Here is a 16402-nt window from a genome sequence, read left to right as displayed (position 1 = left end):
GGGCAGGGATTGCCTGGCTTGCGCCCACCCGAAAAAAGCCCCTGTGGCCGGCAACGGCAACAGGGGCTCATCGGTGCGTGGCACCTGCACAAGGCGCAGGGCAGCTTACATGTGGTCGATCATGACCTCAGTATCGTCTTGCAATTTATGCCCAGCTTGGTGCTGACGTGCTTGCAGGTGTTCGATGGAACAGATTCTGGAACAGGGGCGGCGGAACGCGGTGGAACGAGCTCTCGCGGGTGGGTGTTTTATCGCCTGCTTCAGCGGGCCATCAAGCAGCCCTCACAGACCAGCCCCGCGAGGAAGCTGATCCATGGTTCTCTGAGCGAGGGCCGAGGCCCTCATTGATTACCAGCCGCGCCAGGCCTTCACTTGGATGGCCACCGCATTGGCGATGGCGTTGTGGGTGCCCAGCGTTGGGTGCAGACCCTCGTGGGTTGCACCGGGGCTCATTGGCACGGCGCCGTTGGACCAGTAGTTGACGCGGGCGGCGTAGCCTGGGTACACGGCGTTGACAGCATTCACCCCGTTCGTGATGCCACGGTTCACACCTGTGAAGTGGGTCGTCAATTGGTTGTACTTAGCCTGCACTTGTGCGACGCTCGCAAGCGGTGGGGAAGGGGTCAGAAACGCAGCGATTGCGTCTTCTGGCACTACGTACGGCGCCTCGATCACAACCAGTCGGCGACCTTCGGCCGCCAGGGCTAGGCCCAGGGCGGCGATGCGCTGGCCGGTCTTGTCTTCGGAGTCGTAGGCGCTGTTTTCGGGGATGCCCTCGTTCACACCATCGTTGCCACCCAAGTGGATGATGACGGTATCAGCTTGGATGGCTGCCGCGTGCTGCACCAGCGTCAGGCCGCCGAAGGGATACAGAGTGCCGGCAGGGTCAGTGGAGAGGTCCGGGCGCACGCCGTTCATCATGCCCCAAAGCGTGCTGGCGCCGAACTGCTGTGCGTCATAGTCCGACGAACCGGCGCCCTGATGGATGCGAAGCGCAAGGTTGTAGTCGCTCGGGCTGTTGCTGTAGCCTGGGTAGCTAACGTATTGCGACACCACCGAACCTCTCGGGATGTTTGCGGTAGTGGCGTTGCGGCCAACGTTGCCGCCATCTCCGATGGAGTCGGTGTAGACGGCAATCTTCTTGGGAATAATTTGGGCGTGTAGCGGGCTGGCCAGCGCGAGGGCCGATACGGCAGCGGCAACACCCTTCAACAACGAGCGACGGGCGAAAGAACTAAGGATATTCACGCAGACTCCTCCTAAAAGTTGAGTAGGCATTAGGTGAATTTCTGCGACATTTGGTCAAGACGAATTACGCCGACTAAACACAAATAACTCTCACTTACAGCTCTGCGGTTGACGTAGAGCGATCTGGCCTTACCTGAGGCTGCGAGCAAGTGCACACAGTCCAAGGGTGGCTTGGAGCTGAGCCCGAACCCTATGCACCTGGCATCTCCACCACCCGGCTGCAGCGCGGTCACGAGCTGAACTCGCGCCTTTAGTTGTCGACGTGGATGAAAAGTACGTCCTCCACCAGACCGCACAGCCGCGGCAGCAGGACAGGCACCCAGAACGCCGGGGTCGCTCCAGAAGCTATGTGCGCCGGGCTTCAGGTAGAAAGCATTGGCTCGCGAGCACCGGCGATCTCGATGCCCATGCGTTCACATGTGGTCGATCATGACCTGCCCGAAGCCGGAACAGCTCACCTGCGTGGCACCTTCCATCAGGCGGGCGAAGTCATAAGTGACCTTCTTGGAGCCGATGGATTTTTCGAGCGAGCTCAAAATCAGGTTGGCGGCCTCGACCCAGCCCATGTGGCGCAGCATCATCTCGGCCGACAAAATTTCGGAGCCGGGGTTCACGTAATCCTTGCCCGCGTACTTGGGCGCCGTGCCGTGTGTGGCCTCGAAGCACGCCACCGAGTCGGACATGTTGGCGCCCGGCGCAATGCCGATGCCGCCCACCTGCGCCGCAAGTGCGTCGGAGATGTAGTCGCCATTGAGGTTGAGCGTGGCCACGACCGAATACTCGGCAGGCCGCAGCAGGATTTGCTGCAGGAAGGCATCGGCGATGCTGTCCTTGATGGTGATGTCCTTGCCCGTCTTGGGGCTCTTGAGCCTGCACCAGGGGCCGCCGTCGATCAGCTCCGCACCGAACTCCTTTTGCGCCAGGGCGTAGGCCCAGTCGCGGAAGCTCCCTTCGGTGTACTTCATGATGTTGCCCTTGTGCACGATGGTCACGCTGGGCTTTTCATTGTCGATGGCGTACTGGATGGCCTTGCGCACCAGGCGCTCGGTGCCTTCGCGCGAGACGGGCTTCACGCCCAGGCCGGACGTATTGGGGAAGCGGATCTTCTTGACGCCCAGTTCCTCGCTCAAAAACTTGATGAGCTTCTTGGCCTTGTCGGATTCGGCTTCGAACTCGATGCCGGCATAGATGTCTTCGGAGTTCTCGCGGAAGATCACCATGTTGGTCTTCTCGGGCTCCTTGAGCGGCGAAGGCACGCCCTTGAAATACTGCACCGGGCGCAGGCAGACGTACAGGTCGAGCTCCTGGCGCAGTGCCACGTTGAGCGAGCGGATGCCCCCGCCCACGGGCGTGGTCAGCGGGCCTTTGATGGAGACGACGTATTCGCGCAGCACCTGCAGGGTTTCGTCGGGCAGCCAGACATCGGGGCCGTAGACCTTGGTGGCCTTTTCACCGGCGAAGACCTCCATCCACCGGATCTTGCGCTGGCCGCCGTAGGCCTTGGCCACGGCGGCGTCCACCACCTTGATCATCACGGGCGTGATGTCGCGTCCGGTACCGTCGCCTTCGATGAACGGGATGATGGGCTGGTCCGGCACATTGAGCGACATGTCGGCGTTGACCGTGATCTTCTGCCCTTCGGCGGGCACGGTGATGTGCTGGTAGCTGGTCATGAAACGGTGGTCTCCAGTGGAAGCTGACAGGAATCAGCAGGTGATGCCTTGCCGGCATTCAGAACCGAACAATTCTAATGACAAAAAAAATCGCAAAAGACCCTGTCAACGCGCCCGCCACTGCTATCGTTGCGAGTGGAGCTGTGCGATTTTTGCGCATGGCCCTCAACCCTTCGTTCAACAACACTGGAAACGGCATATATGAAAAAACTCCTCGCTGTCCTGGTGGCTGGCCTGTTCGCTGCAGGTGCTTTTGCACAGGCACCCGCAACGGCTCCAGCCCCCGCTCCTGCCCCCGTCGCCGCACCCGCAGCTGCAGCACCGGCCCCCGTAGCGAAGACCAAGGCCGCCCACACGGCCAAGAAGAAGACCGGCAAGAAGGTCGCCAAGAAGAAAACCGCCCATAAGGCAGCCTGATCTGGGCCTTCAGGGTCCTCTCCGGCCCTGAACACCACCTCGAAATCGCCCGCATTTGCGGGCGTTTTGCTTGGTGGGCCGCACGGCGGGCTTGCGGCACGCCCAGCGTTTTGCCAGCATGCGCGCCCTGCCGTGGAATTTTTGCGGCCCGGGCGCCTCCATCGTCAGGCAGGCGCGCTGGCTCCAGCGGCCTGCTTTATTCAGCCCGTGCAGCGCCACTGCACGCAACCCCTGCCCCATACTCTCGCCGTCCAGTCCTGTTGAACCGAAAGCATCTCCCATGAAGACACCGCTGTTTGCAATCGCCGCCGCTGCACACCCCACGCTGGCGGCCACCCTGTTGCTGGCCCTGGGCCTGGTGAGCACTGCGGCCACGGCCCAGGAGGGCCCGCAGCTCAACCTGCAGCGTGTGGAGCTGACGTCGGGCATGCACCGCATCGATGCCCAGGTGGCGGCTACGCCGGAGCAGCGCCAGACCGGGCTCATGCACCGCAAGGAGATGCCCCAGCACGAGGGCATGCTGTTCGTCTTCGAGCAGCCCGCGCAGCAGTGCTTCTGGATGAAGAACACCCTGCTGCCACTGACGGCCGCCTTCGTGGCCGACGACGGCACGGTGGTGAACCTGGCGGACATGAAGCCGCAGACGCTGGACTCGCACTGCTCGGCCAAGCCGGTGCGCTATGTCCTCGAGATGAACCAGGGCTGGTTCGCCCAGAAGGGCATCAAGGCCGGTGCCAAGCTCAACGGGGCCCCGTTTCGCCGCCAGTGACGCGAGCGGCCCGCGCACCATGAAAAAAGCGGCCCCGGGGCCGCTTTTTTTGTGGGCCCCGCCGCGCGATGCAGCGGGATGGCCTGATCGCGACGGATCAGGCGAAGTTGGCTTCCGCGAACTTCCAGTTGACCAGCTTGTCGAGGAAGGTCTCGACGAACTTGGGACGCAGGTTGCGGTAGTCGATGTAGTACGCGTGTTCCCACACGTCGACCGTCAGCAGTGCCTTGTCGGCGGTGGTCAGGGGCGTGCCAGCGGCACCGGTGTTGACGATGTCGACGCTGCCGTCGGCCTTCTTCACGAGCCAGGTCCAGCCCGAACCGAAGTTGCCCACGGCGCTCTTGACGAAGGCTTCCTTGAATGCAGCGTAGCTGCCCCACTTGGCGTTGATGGCTGCTGCCAGCGCGCCCGATGGCTCGCCGCCGCCTTGGGGGGCCATGCAGTTCCAGAAGAAGGTGTGGTTCCAGATTTGCGCAGCGTTGTTGTAGATGCCGCCGCTGGACTTCTTGACGATCTCTTCGAGCGTCAGGTTTTCGAACTCGGTGCCCTTTTGCAGGTTGTTGAGGTTCACCACATAGGCGTTGTGGTGCTTGCCGTGGTGGTACTCCAGCGTTTCCTGGCTGTAGTGCGGTGCCAGGGCGTCGATGGCATAGGGCAGCGGGGGAAGGGTATGTTCCATGGTGTTTTCCTCGTGGTTTGAAATTCTGGGATGCATGCCACCTGCAGCGCTCACCTCGGCAATGCAGTCGGACACAGCGCGAAAGGGGCATTGTAGGAACATCGGATGACCTGTGCAGGCTCCTGCCCGGCCCCGCCCCCAAAAAGCTTCAGATGGCGCGCACGTCCTACAGCGGCGACCGAACCTGCTGCCCTCACTGCGCCATCACGCGCCCTGTGCCGCGGGCCGGGCACCCACCCACGGGCCTACAGCAGGCGGGGCTGGGCGGCCACGGTCACATCCACCGCTCCATCGGCCAGCGTGGCGCGCAACGCATCGCCGGGCTGGGCCTGCCGCACGCTGGTCACGGCGTGGCCCTGGGCGTCCGTCAGCAATGCGTAGCCGCGCTGCAGCACCAGCCGCGGGTCGAGCAATTGCAGCCGCAGGGCTGCGCGGTCCAGCCGCTCTGCCTGCTGGCCGATGCGGCGCTGCATCTTGACAGGCAGATCGGCCTGTAGCGCCTGCTGGGTCTGCGCCAGCCGCTGCAATTTCAGGAGCATTCCGTGGCGCATGTGCTGCGACAGACGCGCCAGTTGCAGTTGCTGGCGTGCGACGAGGCCCGAAGGGCGCCCCAGGCGGCCCGCGGCCTGGTCCAGCCGCTGGTGCCGGCTGTCCAGTTGGCGCTGCAGGCTGTCTTCCAGGCGCTCGGCCATCAGGTCCAGCGCCCCCAGCCACACGGCGCGCGGCTGGGAGACGAGTTCGGCGGCCGCCGTGGGTGTCGGCGCGCGCAGGTCCGCGCAGAAGTCGGCGATGGTGAAGTCGGTTTCGTGGCCCACGCCGCAGACGAGTGGCACCGGGCTCTGGACGATGGTGCGCGCCAGTTGCTCGTCGTTGAACGACCACAGGTCTTCCATGGCGCCCCCACCGCGCACCAGCAAGATCGTATCGATGGGCGGCGTGGTGCCGTGATCGGCCCCTGGCGCTTGCCCCGCCTGCGCGAGCCGATACAGTTTTGATAGCGCCGCCACCAGCGATGCAGGCGCTGCACCGCCCTGCACCTGGGCCGGGACCAGCACCACCGGGATGTGCGGCACGCGGCGGCGCAGTGCGGTGACCACGTCGTGCAGCGCCGCTGCGCCGAGCGACGTGACCAGCCCGATGCCGCGCGGCATCAGGGGCAGCGGGCGCTTGCGGGCGGCGTCGAACAGGCCCTCGGCCTCCAGCTGTGCCTTCAGGCGCAGGAACTGCTCGAACAGGGCGCCCTGCCCTGCACGCTGCATGCTTTCGACAATGAACTGCAGGTCGCCCCGGGCCTCGTACACGCCGATGCGCCCGCGCAGCTCGACCAATTCACCATCGCGCGGCGAAAAGTCAAGCAGGCTGGCGGCACGCCGGAACATTGCGCAGCGCAACTGACCGTTCGCGTCCTTGACCGAGAAGTAGCAATGACCGCTGGATGCGCGCGAGAAGCCCGTGATCTCGCCGCGGACCGCGACAGGATTGAACCTTGCCTCCAGCGCATCAGCAATGGCGCGGCACAGCGCGCCAACTTCCCAGACGCGCGGCGTCGCAGCGAGGCCTGGACGCTCAAGCATCGGCCACAGCGGGGTTTGGCGGCGTTGTCACCGGGGAAGTACTCCACAGAACGGAGGGAGCGACCGTAACGCCGGCCAAGCCTGCGCAAAATGGCCGCATAGCACGGTTGCACGTGCAAGCTGTTGATTTATAAGGATTTTTCACTGCACAATTTTTCATCAATCTGTTGCAATCACGCAGCGACGCCACTTTGCGGGCTGCCGGGGACGGGTTTCCCACAAAGTTATCCACAGTTTTTGTGGGTGAGCGGCAGGCCGTGGTGGGCGGGCAGCAAGGTAACTGTTTGTGACGCAAACTGGCGCCGGAGGGGGCGGGAAGCTGGGCCATAATCGCCGATTGCTTCATCTGCGCGGAGAGAGATTTGCTGTCCATCATACAAGCCGCAGGCTGGCCGATCTGGCCCCTGATTGCGTGTTCCGTCCTGGGACTGGCGCTGATTTTCGAACGTTTCCTGGCCCTGAAAACCGCCCGCGTCGCCCCGCCCAAGCTGCTGGATGAAGCGATCACGGTGTCCTCCAAGGCCATTCCCACGCCCGACGTGGTGAACCAGCTGGCGCAGAACTCCGCGCTGGGCGAGGTGCTGGCCAGCGGCCTGCGCACCATCAACAGCAACCCCCAGTGCAGCGAAACCGACCTGCGCGCCGCCATGGAAGGCACGGGCCGCGCCGTGGCGCACCGGCTGGAAAAGTACCTGGCAGCCCTGGCCACCATCGCCTCTGCCGCGCCTTTGCTCGGCCTGCTGGGCACGGTGATCGGCATGATCGAGATCTTCGGCTCGCAGTCTGGTGGAGGCGGTGTCGGCCAGGCGATGGGCGGCGGCAACCCTGCCCAGTTGGCGCACGGCATCTCGATTGCGCTGTACAACACGGCGTTCGGCCTGATCGTGGCCATCCCGGCACTGATCTTCTGGCGCTACTTCCGCGCCCGCGTCGATGCTTATCTGCTCACGCTGGAGCTGGCCTCCGAGCAGTTCGTGCGCCACATCCTGCGCCTGCGCAAGAAGTGAACTCCCCCTTGAGACGCCATCGTTCCATTCCCCCGTTGTTCAGCGCTGAGCACCAGGGGCCAATGGATGCCGCCGGTGCAGCGGGGCGGCCATTGAACGGCGGCCGCTCGCAAGGGCCGCGCCGGTTTCCAAAGCCCGCTGTCACGGCGTGCAGCAGATTGGATCGTTGACATGAACTTTCGCCCCCGCACCAAGGAAGAGCCCGAGATCAACCTGATCCCGTTCATCGACGTGCTGCTGGTGGTTCTCATCTTCCTGATGCTGACCACCACCTACAGCAAGTTCACCGAGCTGCAGCTCACGCTGCCGGTGGCCGACGCCGAGCAGCAGCGCGACCACCCCAAGGAAGTCATCGTGTCCGTGGCGTCGGACGGGCGCTATGCCGTCAACAAGACCGGCGTCGAAGGCAAGAGCGTGGACGCCATTGCGCAAGCCCTGCGCACCGCGGCCACCGCCGGCCAGGGCAGCGTCGTGATCATCAGTGCGGACGCGATGGCGCCGCACCAGTCCGTGGTGTCCGTGATGGAAGCGGCCCGCCGCGTCGGGCTGACGCAGATCACGTTTGCCACGCAGTCCTCCGCAGCGGGGCGCGCGGCCAGCCGCTGACCCGCATGGCGGGCTGGGTGCCAACGGTTCTCGATCTGGCTGCGGGCTCGCCTGAGCGCCATGGGCTGAAGGCCCCCCACCCAGTGCACCGCAGCGCCCCCCATGCAACCCTAGGCGCCACAAGCCGGAACGCCAGGGCCCAGGCCTTGCCCCGCCGCAACGCGGCCGACAGCACACCATGAGCCGGCCGCCCGGGCAACCAGCGCCCGCCCCCTCTTCTCTCACTTCCTCATCACCCCGCGCACAGCCCGTTCCTGCCGCGCAAGGCCTGCAGAAAGCCTGGCAGTCACGCGGCCCCGTGGCCTGGGCGCTGTGGCCCGTGTCGATGGTGTACCTGGCCTTGGTGTCGCTGCGGCGCTGGCTGTACAAGGCCGGGGTGCTCGCCTCCAGCCATCCGGGCCGGCCCGTGATCGTGGTGGGCAACGTGATTGCTGGCGGTGCCGGCAAGACCCCCGTGGTGATCGATCTGGCCCGGCACCTGCAGTCGCGGGGGTTGCGCACAGGGATCATCTCGCGCGGCTATGGCCGGCGCACCACCGATTGCCGCGAGGTGCGTGGCGACAGCCTGGCCGCCGACGTCGGCGACGAGCCTGCGCTCATCGCGCGCCATCTGGCGGCCAACGCCCACGCCCCCGTGCCGATCTTCGTGGCGCGGCAACGCACTGAGGCGGCGCACGCCCTGCTGGCGGCTTACCCCGAGACCCAGGTGATCATCTGCGATGACGGCCTGCAGCACCTGGCGCTGCGCCGCGATGTGGAGATCTGCATCTTCAACGACCAGGGCATCGGCAACGGCTTCCTGCTGCCCGCGGGCCCTTTGCGCGAGCCGTGGCCCCGGGCGGTGGACATGGTGCTGTACGCCGGCCATGCGCCTCCCCGCAGCGACGCGCCCGGCTTTCGCCTGGACCGCCGCCTGGCCGACTACGCGCTGCGCGCCGATGGCAGCCGGGTGCCTTTGCCGGACCTGCGGGGCCAGCCCCTGCACGCGGTCGCCGCGGTGGCGCGCCCGGGCGACTTCTTTGCCATGCTGCAAGCGCAAGGGCTGGCGCTGGCGCATGCCGAGGCACTGCCCGATCACTATGATTTTGATAGCTGGCAGCGCTTACAGGACAAGCGGTACCTGCTCATTTGCACTGAAAAAGACGCCGTCAAACTCTGGCCGCGCCACCCCGACGCGCTGGCGGTGCCGCTGCAACTGCACATCGATCGGGAATTCTTCAGTGCACTGGATGCACGCCTGCCGGTCTGAGCCGCAGCCTTGATGCAATACCCTGATCACGGCGCTGCCCCACCGCTATCATCCCCGCCTGCCTGCCCGACGAACGCCCTTTTCCCGAGAGCCACACCATGGACCCCAAACTGCTTGAACTGCTGGTCTGCCCCGTCACCAAGGGCCCGCTGACGTACGACCGCGAGGCGCAGGAACTCGTCTCGCGCAGCGCACGCCTGGCCTACCCGGTGCGCGACGGCATCCCGGTGCTGCTCGAAAACGAGGCCCGCACGCTGACCGACGAGGAACTGGAGCGGTGAGCGCGCTGCCCGCCACGCTGCCTGGAGGTGACGAGGCCTTCACGGTGCTGATCCCGGCGCGCATGGCGTCGAGCCGCCTGCCCGACAAGCCCTTGGCAGACATCGGCGGCCTGCCGATGGTGGTGCGGGTGGCGCAGCGCGCCGCACACAGCGCCGCGAGCCGCGTGGTGGTGGCCGCAGACGATCCGCGCATCCTCCAGGCCTGTGCCCAGCACGGTGTCGAGGCCATCCTCACCCGGGCCGACCACGCGAGCGGCAGCGACCGCCTGGCAGAAGCCTGCACCCAGCTGGGGCTGGACGGGGATGACATCGTCGTCAACGTGCAGGGCGACGAACCCCTGATGGACCCGGCCCTCATCGACGCAGTGGCCGCCCTGCTGCCCGCGCGGCCCGAAGCCAGCATGGGCACCGCAGCCCATGCACTGGCCACGTTGGCCGACTACTCCAACCCCAATGTGGTCAAGGTGGTGCTCGATGCCCGAGGCCTGGCGCACTACTTCAGCCGCGCGCCCATCCCGTGGGCACGCGACCATGCAGGCACGGCCTGGTGGCAGGACGGCGCCGCGCAAGCGGCAACACCCGGCGTCGCCGCACTGGCGGGTTTTGCGCCGCTGCGCCATGTGGGCATCTACAGCTACCGTGCGGGTTTCCTGCGGCAGTTTCCCACCCTCGCACCCGCGCCGACCGAGGCGGTGGAGGCCCTGGAGCAACTGCGTTCCCTGTGGCACGGCCACCGCATTGCCGTCTATCTGGCCGGGGAAGCACCAGGCCCCGGCGTGGACACGCCGCAGGACCTGGAGCGCGTGCGCGCGCTTTTCCGCTGACCCCCGGCTCGCTGCGCTGACGCGCGTGCGACTCGCCGGGGTGGTGCCCACCGAACGCGTGCGCCGTATCCACCCCACCCTGGCAGACCACGGTGCAGAGCCGCCCGGGCCCTGAGCTGGCAGGGATGCGGGCCCCCAGGAAAACACGCCCATAAACGGTGCGCCGTGTAAGTCAGGGCAAGGTTGTCACATGCTATCCTCGACTGTAACGAGAGAGAGCATCGCACCCCGGGAGTACTCTGGCCACCGCTGACTTCACGCGGTGGCCTTGGCGCGCCCCGGCCAGCGGCGCCACCCGATTTCTAAACTTCGAGGACTTCCATGAGACTGATTCTGTTGGGCGCGCCTGGCGCCGGAAAGGGCACGCAAGCCACGTTCATCTGCCAGAAGTACGGCATCCCGCAAATCTCGACCGGCGACATGCTGCGCGCCGCCGTGAAGGCTGGCACGCCTCTGGGCCTGCAGGCCAAGGCGGTGATGGATTCTGGTGCCCTGGTCAGCGACGACATCATCATCGGTCTCGTGAAGGAACGCATCACCCAGCCCGACTGCGCGCAGGGCTTCCTGTTCGACGGCTTCCCCCGCACCATCCCGCAGGCCGACGCAATGAAGGCGGCGGGCGTCAAGCTCGACTACGTGCTGGAGATCGATGTTCCCTTCGACGCCATCATCGAACGCATGAGCGGCCGCCGCTCGCACCCGGCCAGCGGCCGCACCTACCACGTCAAGTTCAACCCTCCCAAGGTGGAAGGCAAGGACGACGTGACGGGCGAAGAACTGATCCAGCGCGAAGACGACAAGGAAGAGACCGTCAAGAAGCGCCTGCAGGTGTACAGCGACCAGACCCGCCCGTTGGTGGACTACTACAGCAACTGGGCCAAGGCCGAACCCGCTGCCGCCCCCAAGTACCGCGCCATCAGCGGCACGGGCAGCGTGGACGAAATCACCACCCGCGCGCTGCAGGCCCTGGCCAGCTGACCACCACAGCGACTGGCAACGCGGCGCGCACGGTCTGCACGACCGAGTAGCGCCGGCACTGACCGCAGCCCAACGGCGCCTTGACACCAAGGCGCCGTTTTTCTTGGGGGGTAGTAAAAGCGCTTGTGCACAGCCTCGTCAGGCCCACCTGTCAGCACAGTTACCTGCGCCGCTGCGGACTTGCCGGCTGGGGCATCAAGGCCCGCAGGCTGGCTGGAACGCGCTCCAGACTTTATGCGGGCCCCGAGCGCAAGCCGTACGCCTTGCCATCCACGAACAGATACTCGGCCCGCAAGACGGCGTCGCCCTTCTCGTCCCGCAGGGTAAAGCCCACCACCGACACGGCTGCACCGGCTTGGATCTGCGGCACCTGCCAAGCCTGCATGCGCGTCAGGGGTGCCAGTTCCACCTCCCACTGGCGGTCCTTGCGCGTGGGCAGCACCGCCTTGGCCAGCAAGGCCTTGCCGTCCACCGGCGCGGTCTGCGCGGGCACCGCCCGCTGCGCCAGGTCGGCGGGCAGCTTCAGCCCGGCCGGAATCTCCAACTGCAGCTCCGCGTGCGGGTTCTGCCAGCGCACGGACTTCACCGTGCCTTCCAGATAGATCGGGCGGTCCGCGTCGAAGCTGCTCCAGCCATGGTGCGCATGCGCGGCCAGCGGCAAGGCGGAGGCTGCCACCAGGAGATGGCGTCGTTGCAGGGTCATCAGGGCTCTCCTTCGAAGATCAATCAGGGAACACAACGGGGGTGCGCACGCTGCAGCAGCCAGACTGCCCAGCCATCGCGGCGCGGCATGCGCTACAGGTAGGCGATCCAGCGGCCACACACCACCACGGCCAGCCAGATGACGGTGGAGACCAGCATCTGCACCTTGGCCACGCCGTCCAGGCGTGCCAGCGAACCCCGGCCATGGAACCACGCCGCGTTGCAACCCGCAAGCATTAACAACAGCATCTTCAAGGTGAATGCGCGGCTGCTGAGCAGTTCGGCGGGCTGGGTGGCGAACATCAGCAGGCCCGAGGCCGCAGCCAGCAGGAAGCCGCACAAGGCCACCGACAGGCTCAGCCGGGCCAGGTCCTTGACCGGCAATGCGGCGCCGCGGCCGAACACCCGCAGCTCCAGCAGCACCAGATTGCCCAGCAGCAGTGCAATGCCGACGATGTGGACCACCTCCAGCGCCGGGTAGGCCCAGGCGTGGGCCTTGAGGGAGGCAAAGAGCATGGCCGCGGCGCCTGGGGGCTTGTAGTGTGTTGTGGACTGCTCGGCCGCGCGTCAATGCGAGAGCAGGTCCAGCATCAGCGAGATGCGCGCCTTGACGGGCGAAAGCCCCCGCGAATCCGGCAGGGCATCGCCCGGCTTGGGCAGCACCCGGCCTTCGGGACAGCGGGTGGAGCGCACCACGCGCACGCCCACATCCTGCGCCTTGAGCAGCGCGGCCTCGAGCGCATGGTGGATCGTGCCGTTTCCGGTACAGGCCACCACCAGGCCCTGCACGCCATCACGCACCAGCGCGTCCACGATGGCGCCGCTTGCACCTGCATGGTTCAGGAGGATCTCGACCCGCGGCCACACGGCGGCATTCGCTATCTTTTCAATAGCTAATGGCGCTTTCTCAGCGTGCGCCAGAGGCCAATCCTGCACCAGGCGGACCCGGCCCTCCTCCACCCACCCCAGCGGCCCGGCGTCGCCGGAGCTGAATGCATGGACGCGGTACGGATGCACCTTCTGCACATGGCGCGCGCCATGCACCTCACCCGCCGCCACCGACACCACACCCTGCGCGCCCTGCGTGGTGGCCACGGCCACCGCGTCCAGCAGGTTCTGCGGGCCATCGGGGGTGAGTGCGCTGGCAGGGCGCATGGCGCACGTCAGCACCACAGGCTTGGACCGCGCATCCAGAACCAGGCTCAGAAACCACGCGGTTTCCTCCAGCGTGTCGGTACCGTGGGTGATGACCACGCCCTGCACGGCGGGGTCCTGCAACAGCTGCGCGCAGCGCACGGCCAGCGCCTGCCACACCGACATGTCCATGTCCTTGCTGTCGAGCTGGGCCACCTGCTCGGCCTGCAGGGTGGCGCCGCCGGCTGCCAGGGTCAGCCCCGGCACGGCGGCCAGCAGCTGCTCCACGCCCACCTGGGCGGCCGTGTAGCCGATGTTGTCGCCGGCCTGGGCCGAGGTGCCCGCGATGGTTCCACCTGTGCCCAAAACCACAATTTTTTGCCCACTCACTTGCGTACTCCGAAAAACTGGTGAAAAATACAGTTACTGGATTAAAAAACAGTTGTTCGCCACTGCAGCGTCTCCACCGGAAACCACCATGCTCGACAACCCGAAACTGACCGCCCGCCAGCAGCAGATCCTGGACCTCATCCAGACCGCCATCGCCCGTACCGGCGCGCCCCCCACCCGCGCAGAAATCGCGGCCGAGCTGGGCTTCAAGTCGGCCAACGCCGCCGAAGAGCACCTGCAAGCGCTGGCCCGCAAAGGCGTGATCGAGCTGGTCAGCGGCACATCCCGCGGAATCCGTCTGCGCAGCGACACGGTGCGCTCCATCAATGCAGCACGCGGCAGCCAGTTCAGCCTGCCCATCCCGGGCCTGTCTCAGCTGGTGCTTCCGCTCATCGGCCGCGTGGCGGCGGGCTCGCCGATTCTCGCGCAAGAACATGTCGACCAGACCTACAGCGTGGAAAACAGCCTGTTCCAGCACAAGCCCGACTACCTGCTCAAGGTGCGCGGCATGTCCATGCGCGACGCCGGCATCATGGACGGCGACCTGCTGGCCGTGCAGTCCACCCGTGAGGCTCGCAACGGCCAGATCATCGTGGCCCGCCTGGGCGAGGACGTCACCGTCAAGCGCCTGCGCCGCACGGCCACCGCCATCGAGCTGCTGCCCGAGAACCCCGACTACCCCGTCATCGTGGTCCAGCCTGGCGAGCCCTTTGAAATCGAAGGCCTGGCCGTCGGCTTGATCCGCAACACCATGCTCATGTAGAGCGCCCTGCCTGGCCGCGCCGCAGGTGGCGGGCGTTTGGCGTACCGGCACAACGTCGGTACGCCAGCCCTGCGGTGCCGGTTGTCATTGCAATCCTGCCTATGTCCAACCCCCGACTTTCGGAGTTTTCACATGGGAATTGCCTTGTCCACCCTGTCCGCCGCCCTGCCCCATTCGCTGCAGAATCTGTCGCGCTGGCTGCACAACCTCGTCCGCCTGGACGAAGCCCCACGCGCTGGCGCCCCGGCTTCATCACCACCTGCCAGCGCCAACCCGCCGGGCGAGCATGGCACGCCGGGCCATGGCGGGCCTGCCGGCGATCAGCGCAGCGCTGGGTCGCCCCGCCTGCGCCCTTTGCGGGGCAACTGGCCCTTCACCGTCCAGCCGACTCCACCCGAGCCCAAGGCCTCCGCCGCCCGCACCTCCGTGGCGGCCAACCGGTCGTTTCTGTCTGTACCCTGCGGCAGCAGCCGTGATGCATTCATGGCGTCCATCGCATCCAGCGCGCTGCCCCCACGGCCCGTGCCGGCCGTGCGCAAGGTATCCCACGCCAGCGGCCGCCTGGTGATCGCAGGCCGCATGGCCGACGTGTGTGCAGAACTCGACCGCATGGCTGCGTGCGAGGCGCTCCAAGCGTAGAAAGATCATCGCTGCCCAGGCCGGCGGCTGGCGGCCGGCGCTCCGGTGCCGCACCGGCCTTGGGCTTGCAACCCGCACAGGGTGCTGCAAACAGTGCCGTCGCGACGCGGCGTGCTGTGAGCACTGGCACCAAAAAACGCTGACAACACCTGCTTCGTGGCCGCGGTCGGCTCTGCTGCACTCGCCAGACTTGCGCAGCCCATCCACTCCGTGCGGCTGCGGCAGCCGCCGCGACAATCCGTCACCAAAAGCTGGCGTTTTGGGCCGCCCGAAGACCTGCCAGTGCAGTGCGGCGCTGCGTGCCAAGGCACAATGTCGGGATGAACATCGTGATTCTCGACGACTACCAGGATGCAGTGCGCAAGCTCCATTGCGCCTCTCGGCTCGACGCATACACAGCCAAGGTCTACACCAACACCGTCAAGGGGCTGGGTCAACTTTCCGTCAGACTCAAGGATGCAGACATCATCGTCCTGGTCCGCGAGCGCACGCAGATCACGCGGCAGTTGGTGGAAAAGCTCCCCCGGCTCAAGCTGATTGCGCAGACCGGCAAGGTCGGCAGCCACGTGGACGTGGCCGCCTGCACAGAACGCGGCATCGCCGTGGCAGAGGGCATCGGCTCGCCGGTGGCTCCTGCAGAACTGACATGGTCGCTGGTGATGGCCGCCATGCGCAGGCTGCCGCAGTACATCTCCAACCTCAAGCACGGTGCCTGGCAGCAGTCGGGCCTCAAAGCGGCCTCCATGCCACCCAACTTCGGGCTGGGCAATGTGCTGCGCGGCAAGACGCTCGGTGTCTGGGGCTACGGCCGCATCGGCCAGCTGGTGGCGGGCTATGGGCGCGCTTTCGGCATGAACGTCCGCATCTGGGGCCGCGAAGCGTCGCGTGCGCAGGCCCTGACGGACGGCTACCAGGCAGCCACCACGCGCGAAGAATTCTTCGCGCAGTGCGATGTGATCTCGCTGCACCTGCGCCTGAACGATGAGACACGCGGCATCGTGTCGCTGGAAGACCTGTCCTGCATGAAGCCCACGGCCCTGCTGGTCAACACCTCCCGCGCGGAGCTGATCGAGCCTGATGCCCTGATTGCCGCACTCAACCGCGGCCGCCCTGGCATGGCAGCGGTCGACGTTTTCGAAAGCGAGCCCATATTGCAAGGCCATGCCCTGCTGCGGCTCGAGAACTGCATCTGCACGCCGCACATCGGTTATGTGGAGCAGGACAGCTACGAGCTGTACTTCGGCGCTGCGTTCGACAACGTGGTGAATTTCATCAAGGGCACGCCCACCAATATCGTGAATCCCGGATCGCTGCAGGTGCGCCGCTGAGGCTTTGGTGCGCGCCCTGTTCGGTAGACGGGTGACCAGGGTCGCACCCAGGCGGCCTCTGACCGGCCCCACACTGAATCTCCAGCCTTGACCGGTCGCGGTGCAAGCCCGCATACCGGGATCATCACCGGGCCTGCATTG

At 66.1% G+C, this 16402-nt stretch carries 18 protein-coding genes; 10 read left to right on the top strand and 8 right to left on the bottom strand.

Annotated elements, in window-relative coordinates:
- Window positions 1–348 precede the first annotated feature (348 nt).
- The 3 genes from ASG27_RS07350 to ASG27_RS27975 all read right to left on the bottom strand — a co-directional run bounded on the left by ASG27_RS07350 (window position 349) and on the right by ASG27_RS27975 (window position 3373).
- Window positions 349–1248 (bottom strand): hypothetical protein, encoded by a 900-nt coding sequence (locus tag ASG27_RS07350; protein WP_156370778.1) that lies wholly within the window; start codon window positions 1246–1248, stop codon window positions 349–351.
- Window positions 1249–1661: 413 nt separating this feature from the next.
- Window positions 1662–2921, bottom strand: a complete 1260-nt coding sequence (icd, locus tag ASG27_RS07345; RefSeq protein ID WP_056414779.1) for an NADP-dependent isocitrate dehydrogenase — start codon at window positions 2919–2921, stop codon at window positions 1662–1664.
- 74 nt (window positions 2922–2995) lie between these two features.
- On the bottom strand, window positions 2996–3373 hold the full coding sequence (locus ASG27_RS27975; RefSeq protein ID WP_442854085.1) for a hypothetical protein: 378 nt from the start codon (window positions 3371–3373) through the stop codon (window positions 2996–2998).
- Window positions 3374–3618: 245 nt separating this feature from the next.
- On the opposite strand from ASG27_RS27975, the gene ASG27_RS07340 reads away from it, so the two are divergent.
- The gene (locus ASG27_RS07340; protein ID WP_056414777.1) at window positions 3619–4107 is read left to right on the top strand and encodes a DUF192 domain-containing protein; all 489 of its coding nucleotides are present in this window, start codon (window positions 3619–3621) and stop codon (window positions 4105–4107) included.
- A gap of 97 nt (window positions 4108–4204) precedes the next feature.
- Here the strand turns inward: ASG27_RS07340 and ASG27_RS07335 are convergent, their stop codons facing one another.
- Both ASG27_RS07335 and xseA read right to left on the bottom strand, forming a co-directional pair.
- Entirely contained in the window at window positions 4205–4786 is a 582-nt protein-coding gene (locus ASG27_RS07335; RefSeq protein WP_056414774.1) for a superoxide dismutase, read from the bottom strand.
- 245 nt (window positions 4787–5031) lie between these two features.
- Entirely contained in the window at window positions 5032–6360 is a 1329-nt protein-coding gene (gene xseA, locus ASG27_RS07330) for an exodeoxyribonuclease VII large subunit (RefSeq protein ID WP_056414770.1), read from the bottom strand.
- Between the two features lie 362 nt (window positions 6361–6722).
- Between xseA and ASG27_RS07325 the strand changes: the two genes are divergently transcribed.
- The 6 genes from ASG27_RS07325 to adk all read left to right on the top strand — a co-directional run bounded on the left by ASG27_RS07325 (window position 6723) and on the right by adk (window position 11305).
- On the top strand, window positions 6723–7367 hold the full coding sequence (locus ASG27_RS07325; RefSeq protein ID WP_056414768.1) for a MotA/TolQ/ExbB proton channel family protein: 645 nt from the start codon (window positions 6723–6725) through the stop codon (window positions 7365–7367).
- Window positions 7368–7538: 171 nt separating this feature from the next.
- A complete protein-coding gene (locus ASG27_RS07320) occupies window positions 7539–7973 on the top strand; it encodes an ExbD/TolR family protein (RefSeq protein WP_056414765.1) in 435 nt (144 codons plus the stop codon).
- 178 nt (window positions 7974–8151) lie between these two features.
- Window positions 8152–9222 carry a tetraacyldisaccharide 4'-kinase gene (gene lpxK, locus ASG27_RS07315; protein ID WP_082486004.1) on the top strand — a complete coding sequence of 357 codons (1071 nt, stop codon included), beginning with the start codon at window positions 8152–8154 and terminating at the stop codon, window positions 9220–9222.
- A gap of 98 nt (window positions 9223–9320) precedes the next feature.
- Complete coding sequence (locus tag ASG27_RS07310) at window positions 9321–9503, top strand: Trm112 family protein (RefSeq protein ID WP_056165650.1); 183 nt, start codon at window positions 9321–9323, stop codon at window positions 9501–9503.
- Complete coding sequence (kdsB, locus tag ASG27_RS07305) at window positions 9500–10327, top strand: 3-deoxy-manno-octulosonate cytidylyltransferase (RefSeq protein ID WP_082486003.1); 828 nt, start codon at window positions 9500–9502, stop codon at window positions 10325–10327. The genes ASG27_RS07310 and kdsB overlap by 4 nt, the downstream gene beginning before the upstream one ends.
- Window positions 10328–10648: 321 nt before the next feature.
- Window positions 10649–11305 carry an adenylate kinase gene (gene adk, locus ASG27_RS07300; RefSeq protein WP_056414764.1) on the top strand — a complete coding sequence of 219 codons (657 nt, stop codon included), beginning with the start codon at window positions 10649–10651 and terminating at the stop codon, window positions 11303–11305.
- Between the two features lie 232 nt (window positions 11306–11537).
- On the opposite strand, the gene ASG27_RS07295 is transcribed toward adk, so the two are convergent.
- The 3 genes from ASG27_RS07295 to ASG27_RS07285 all read right to left on the bottom strand — a co-directional run bounded on the left by ASG27_RS07295 (window position 11538) and on the right by ASG27_RS07285 (window position 13507).
- Window positions 11538–12008, bottom strand: coding sequence for a DUF6152 family protein (locus tag ASG27_RS07295; protein WP_056414761.1), 471 nt, complete (start codon window positions 12006–12008; stop codon window positions 11538–11540).
- A 92-nt stretch (window positions 12009–12100) separates the two neighbouring features.
- Window positions 12101–12523, bottom strand: coding sequence for a hypothetical protein (locus ASG27_RS07290; protein WP_056414758.1), 423 nt, complete (start codon window positions 12521–12523; stop codon window positions 12101–12103).
- 51 nt (window positions 12524–12574) lie between these two features.
- A complete protein-coding gene (locus tag ASG27_RS07285) occupies window positions 12575–13507 on the bottom strand; it encodes an asparaginase (protein ID WP_082486002.1) in 933 nt (310 codons plus the stop codon).
- Between the two features lie 112 nt (window positions 13508–13619).
- On the opposite strand from ASG27_RS07285, the gene lexA reads away from it, so the two are divergent.
- The 3 genes from lexA to ASG27_RS07270 all read left to right on the top strand — a co-directional run bounded on the left by lexA (window position 13620) and on the right by ASG27_RS07270 (window position 16261).
- The gene (gene lexA, locus ASG27_RS07280) at window positions 13620–14294 is read left to right on the top strand and encodes a transcriptional repressor LexA (RefSeq protein WP_056414752.1); all 675 of its coding nucleotides are present in this window, start codon (window positions 13620–13622) and stop codon (window positions 14292–14294) included.
- A gap of 132 nt (window positions 14295–14426) precedes the next feature.
- A complete protein-coding gene (locus ASG27_RS07275; protein WP_056434589.1) occupies window positions 14427–14933 on the top strand; it encodes a hypothetical protein in 507 nt (168 codons plus the stop codon).
- 320 nt (window positions 14934–15253) lie between these two features.
- Window positions 15254–16261 (top strand): D-2-hydroxyacid dehydrogenase family protein, encoded by a 1008-nt coding sequence (locus tag ASG27_RS07270; protein WP_056414746.1) that lies wholly within the window; start codon window positions 15254–15256, stop codon window positions 16259–16261.
- The last annotated feature ends 141 nt before the right edge of the window (window positions 16262–16402 follow it).

The organism is Acidovorax sp. Leaf191 (assembly GCF_001424425.1).
Classification (GTDB): domain Bacteria; phylum Pseudomonadota; class Gammaproteobacteria; order Burkholderiales; family Burkholderiaceae_C; genus Acidovorax.
Note: the sequence above shows the minus strand (reverse complement) of the source record. Positions and strands in the feature narration are given on the sequence as shown.

Bases quoted from the DNA above. Each gene is read 5' to 3' on its own strand.
- icd (WP_056414779.1), bottom strand. From the start codon at position 2,921: ATGACCAGCTACCAGCACATCACCGTGCCCGCCGAAGGGCAGAAGATC.
- ASG27_RS07340 (WP_056414777.1), top strand. From the start codon at position 3,619: ATGAAGACACCGCTGTTTGCAATCGCCGCCGCTGCACACCCCACGCTG.
- ASG27_RS07335 (WP_056414774.1), bottom strand. From the start codon at position 4,786: ATGGAACATACCCTTCCCCCGCTGCCCTATGCCATCGACGCCCTGGCA.
- xseA (WP_056414770.1), bottom strand. From the start codon at position 6,360: ATGCTTGAGCGTCCAGGCCTCGCTGCGACGCCGCGCGTCTGGGAAGTT.
- ASG27_RS07320 (WP_056414765.1), top strand. From the start codon at position 7,539: ATGAACTTTCGCCCCCGCACCAAGGAAGAGCCCGAGATCAACCTGATC.
- lpxK (WP_082486004.1), top strand. From the start codon at position 8,152: ATGAGCCGGCCGCCCGGGCAACCAGCGCCCGCCCCCTCTTCTCTCACT.
- ASG27_RS07310 (WP_056165650.1), top strand. From the start codon at position 9,321: ATGGACCCCAAACTGCTTGAACTGCTGGTCTGCCCCGTCACCAAGGGC.
- adk (WP_056414764.1), top strand. From the start codon at position 10,649: ATGAGACTGATTCTGTTGGGCGCGCCTGGCGCCGGAAAGGGCACGCAA.
- ASG27_RS07295 (WP_056414761.1), bottom strand. From the start codon at position 12,008: ATGACCCTGCAACGACGCCATCTCCTGGTGGCAGCCTCCGCCTTGCCG.
- ASG27_RS07290 (WP_056414758.1), bottom strand. From the start codon at position 12,523: ATGCTCTTTGCCTCCCTCAAGGCCCACGCCTGGGCCTACCCGGCGCTG.
- lexA (WP_056414752.1), top strand. From the start codon at position 13,620: ATGCTCGACAACCCGAAACTGACCGCCCGCCAGCAGCAGATCCTGGAC.
- ASG27_RS07275 (WP_056434589.1), top strand. From the start codon at position 14,427: ATGGGAATTGCCTTGTCCACCCTGTCCGCCGCCCTGCCCCATTCGCTG.
- ASG27_RS07270 (WP_056414746.1), top strand. From the start codon at position 15,254: ATGAACATCGTGATTCTCGACGACTACCAGGATGCAGTGCGCAAGCTC.